Annotated in this window: 4 protein-coding genes; 1 reads left to right on the top strand and 3 read right to left on the bottom strand. The window is 64.9% G+C overall.

All coding sequences use genetic code 11. The features are described 5' to 3' along the window. Positions 1–512: MFS transporter (locus tag ACCD03_RS25420; protein WP_413413272.1), on the bottom strand; the 512-nt coding region annotated here is incomplete at its 3' end. Positions 513–650: 138 nt separating this feature from the next. Beyond that, complete coding sequence (locus tag ACCD03_RS25415) at positions 651–1,457, bottom strand: putative hydro-lyase (RefSeq protein ID WP_045202182.1); 807 nt, start codon at positions 1,455–1,457, stop codon at positions 651–653. A gap of 224 nt (positions 1,458–1,681) precedes the next feature. On the opposite strand from ACCD03_RS25415, the gene ACCD03_RS25410 reads away from it, so the two are divergent. Then, positions 1,682–2,596 carry a glutaminase gene (locus tag ACCD03_RS25410; RefSeq protein WP_045201587.1) on the top strand — a complete coding sequence of 305 codons (915 nt, stop codon included), beginning with the start codon at positions 1,682–1,684 and terminating at the stop codon, positions 2,594–2,596. A 28-nt stretch (positions 2,597–2,624) separates the two neighbouring features. Here ACCD03_RS25410 and ACCD03_RS25405 read toward each other — a convergent pair whose 3' ends face one another. Next, the gene (locus tag ACCD03_RS25405) at positions 2,625–3,569 is read right to left on the bottom strand and encodes a LysR family transcriptional regulator (RefSeq protein WP_045201589.1); all 945 of its coding nucleotides are present in this window, start codon (positions 3,567–3,569) and stop codon (positions 2,625–2,627) included. Positions 3,570–3,923: the final 354 nt, after the last annotated feature.

Genomic DNA, 3,923 nt, shown 5'->3' with positions numbered 1-3,923 from the left:
CACCCTGCTTGCACCATGCCAACGGCCTTGCCGCGATCCCGCGAGCGGATGGCTTCACCGATCAGCACCGCGCCGGCCGTCCACTCGCCGCCAAAGCCGAAGCCCATGAGCGTGCGTGCAATCAGCAGTTGTTCGTAGTTCTGCGCGAGGCCGCACAGGAAAGTGAACACCGCAAACCAGAGGATGGTGATCTGCAACGCGCGCACGCGCCCGATGCGATCCGACAGGATGCCAGCCACCCAGCCGCCCGCCGCCGATGCCAGCAACGTGCACGTGCCGATCAACCCCGCATCGGCCTTGGAAAGGCCCCACACGCCGATCAACGTGGGGATGACGAAGCTCAGGATCTGCGTGTCCATCGCGTCAAGCGCGTAGCCCACCTTGCAGCTCCAGAACGTGCGGCGCTCCTGCGTGGAGATCTCTCGGTACCAGCGGAACAAACCGCCGGAATTGGTTGCGGCTGTGGCGTCCGTCCCGGCGGGCGCTCGCGCAACCGTTGCTTCGGTTGTCATGGTGTTTCCTCCTTGTTACTGATGCTGTCTCGATGCGTCTATCGCTTATTGCTTGCTATAGGCCAGCGCCTCTGCGTGCGCCGGCTGGAACCCCGGTACCCGTCCGTCTTTCGCTCTTTCCGTCGTGCGACTGCGCGCTCAGGTCAGCGCTGCGGTGCGCAAGTCTGTAATCAGCATGTGCCCCGGCGCATGCGTGATGCACAACTCAGGCCGCGCTTGTTGCACCACCGCCTGGGGTGTCACGCCACAGGCCCAGAACACCGGAACTTCACCCGGCTGCACGGGCACCGCATCCCCCCAGTCGGGCTGCGCCAGATCAGCAATGCCGATGGCCGCCGGATCACCAAAGTGCACCGGCGCGCCGTGCGCACGCGGCATGCGGGAGGTGATCTCGATCGCGCGGATGGCATCTGGCACCGACATCGGCCGCATCGACACCACCAGCTTGCCCGCCAGGCGGGACGTACCGATCGTGTCGACCGACGTGCGATACATCGCCACGTTGCGCGACATGGCGATATGACGCAGCGGCACACCCGCCTCCATCAACGCATGCTCGAACGAGAATGAGCAGCCAATGGCAAACGCAACCATGTCGTCGGTCCACAGCGCTTCAACGTCGGCCGGTTCGCCGGCCAGTTCGCCGTTGCGGTAGACGCGGTAACGCGGCACGTCGCGGCGCACGTCAACGTCCTGGCCGAGATGGCGGAACACGGGCACGCCGGGCTCGGTCACGTCCAGCAGCGGGCACGGCTTCGGGTTGAGCTGGCAGAAGCGCAGGAACTCGTTGGCCCACGTATCGCGCAGCATCACAATGTTGGCCTGCACATAGCCATCGCACAGGCCGCTGGTATGGCCACGCAGCACGCCCGAGCGCGCTGCCAGTCGGGCGGAATACGGATTCGCGTAGGCCACGCTGGCGCCCGTGCGGGCGGGTACGGGCATCGGTGCCGGTTGTTCCGGCATTCTTTTTGCCTGGGCTGTCTCCACTGCCGTAGTCATGCAAGCTCTTCCACAAGGTTGTTCGTGCGGCTGATTGTGAAAGCGTGATGAAACGCGGTCCAACGAAAGTTTCGGATTGCAGGCGATAGGAAAAGGTGATTGCCGAGGCCGGTGCGGCACCCGCGCGTGTAAAATCGCCGCCCCACCGTTTGCCCTCCTGGCCTGACATGGACTACCAAGCGATCCTGGACACCATCCACCGCGACATCCAGCCGTACCTCGGCCAGGGGCGGGTTGCCGATTACATCCCCGAGCTGGCCGGCACCAATGCGGCGGATTTCGGCATGGCAATCGTCACCCTGGGCGGCGATGTCTACACGGTGGGCAAGGCGGATGTGCCGTTCTCGATCCAGAGCATCTCCAAGCTGTTTGCCTGCACGCTGGCCTTTCAGCTTGAGGGCGAAACGCTCTGGCAACGTGTCGGCCGCGAACCCTCCGGCAATGCTTTCAACTCGCTGGTGCAACTCGAATACGAGAACGGCATCCCGCGCAACCCGTTCATCAATGCCGGTGCGCTGGTCGTGACCGACGTGCTGTGCCGCCGCTTCGTGCAGGCTGAAACCGCACTGGTGCAATTCATGCGGCGGCTGGTCGACAACCCACGCATCGACTACGTGCGGCGCGTGGCCGAATCCGAACTGGCCCATGCCGACCGAAATCGCGCGATGGCCCACTTCATGAAGAGCTTCGGCAACCTGCACATGCCGGTGGAAACCGTCATCGATGCGTACTGCCGCCAGTGCGCCATCGAGATGGATTGCACCGACCTCGCCCGCGCCGTGCTGTTTCTCGCCAACGGCGGCGTCGTCCCGTGGAGCGGTGAGCACATCGTCGGTACCAGCCCTGCCAAGCGCCTCTCTGCACTGATGCTGACCTGCGGTACCTACGACGCGGCTGGCGACTTCGTCTATCGCGTGGGGCTGCCCGCCAAGAGCGGCGTGGGCGGCGGCATCGTCGCCGTGCTGCCGGGCGAATTTGGCGTGTGCGTATGGTCTCCGGGGCTGGACGTCAGCGGCAATTCGCTGGCCGGCCTGCAGGCGCTGGAATGGCTCACGACGCTGACCGGCCGCTCGATCTTCTGACGCTGGCGCCACGGCACGCTGCGTTGGCCTAGGCCGCTTCCGTATTGCGCTCGACTTCTTCGGCAATGGCGTAGCGCGGCCCGACCGAGAGGCAGAATTCGCGCGCCATCGTGCGCGCCAGGCCGACGATGGCTTCGTGCACCTCCAGCCCCGCCCCCGCGCGCCACGATGCGATGATCGGCAGGGCGGGCAACGCCGGCTCCACTTCCAGCACCGTCAACGCGCCGCTCTCAATGCGGTCGCGCACCAGCACGGTGGGCAACGCGCCCACGCCAAAGCCGTCGCCCACCAGGCGCGTCATGGCGGCCACCGAATTGACGCAGTTCACGCGCGGTGATTCCACCCCGCTCAGGTGCAGCAGGTTCAGCATATCCTGATGCGGCCGGGAGTTGCGCACGAAGGTGATGAGCCGTTCGCGCGCAAGTTCGCCCAGGCTGCCGTATGGATGCGCCAACCGCGAGTTGGTGGCCACCACCCAATGGATCGGGTACTGCGCGAGCTGCACGTTGCGCACGCTTTCGGCGCGCAGCAGATCGGTCTGGAACGCAATGTCGAGCGCGCCCTTCTGCAACTGCTCGACGAGGTGCATCGCGCTGTCGGCCACGAGTTCGATTTCCAGGGCAGGAAACATCTCCGCCGTGCGCGCAATGAGCGGCGAGAGCCACGTATGGATGACGCTGTCCATCGCCCCGACCCGCACGCGCCCTTCAAAGCCCGGGCGTTGTGCCACGGCCGCCTGCAACTGGTGCAGCGTGCTCACCATGCGGTCGGCATATTCCAGCACCTTGTGGCCATCGGGCGTGAGTTGCACGCCGCGTGTGTCGCGGTCAAACAGGCGTACGCCAAGCTCTTCTTCCAGCGCGGCAATGCGTGCGGAAATGGACGCCTGCGTAGTGAACAGCTTGTCTGCGGTGAGCCGAAAACTGCGCAGCCGCGCCACCCAGACAAAGGTTTCCAGAAAACGTAGGTTCATGCCCTGCCCCTCGTGTTGTTGTATGCGGCTCGCTTGCGGCGCACTCGCTGCGCCATCGGCCCATGCAGCGCGCTCAGGTTACGGATTTTCGCGCTGCGGCGCACGCTCATGCACGCGTGCTGGGCGGTTTTTACCAATGCCCGGCCAAAACTGCCACGGAACCTCGTAGTTTCTACAACGCGGGCGCGCCCATCCCGCGCCGCACTACGTAATTCGCCAATAGCTGCGCTGACAACCGGCGTCCAGAATGCCCCTATCACCCGATTGCTTTCAATCAGGCCCACCCCGTATGGGGCGCCGCTGGAGAACACCATGCCCGCCATCGACGAGATCAACGGCCGCATCGTCTACTAC

Origin of the sequence: Ralstonia sp. Ralssp135, assembly GCF_047304345.1 — a bacterium.
In the GTDB taxonomy this organism is placed as follows: domain Bacteria; phylum Pseudomonadota; class Gammaproteobacteria; order Burkholderiales; family Burkholderiaceae; genus Ralstonia; species Ralstonia chuxiongensis.
Note: the sequence above shows the minus strand (reverse complement) of the source record. Positions and strands in the feature narration are given on the sequence as shown.

Coding starts and splice junctions, on each gene's coding strand:
- ACCD03_RS25415 (WP_045202182.1), bottom strand. CDS start 1,457: ATGCCCGTACCCGCCCGCACGGGCGCCAGCGTGGCCTACGCGAATCCG.
- ACCD03_RS25410 (WP_045201587.1), top strand. CDS start 1,682: ATGGACTACCAAGCGATCCTGGACACCATCCACCGCGACATCCAGCCG.
- ACCD03_RS25405 (WP_045201589.1), bottom strand. CDS start 3,569: ATGAACCTACGTTTTCTGGAAACCTTTGTCTGGGTGGCGCGGCTGCGC.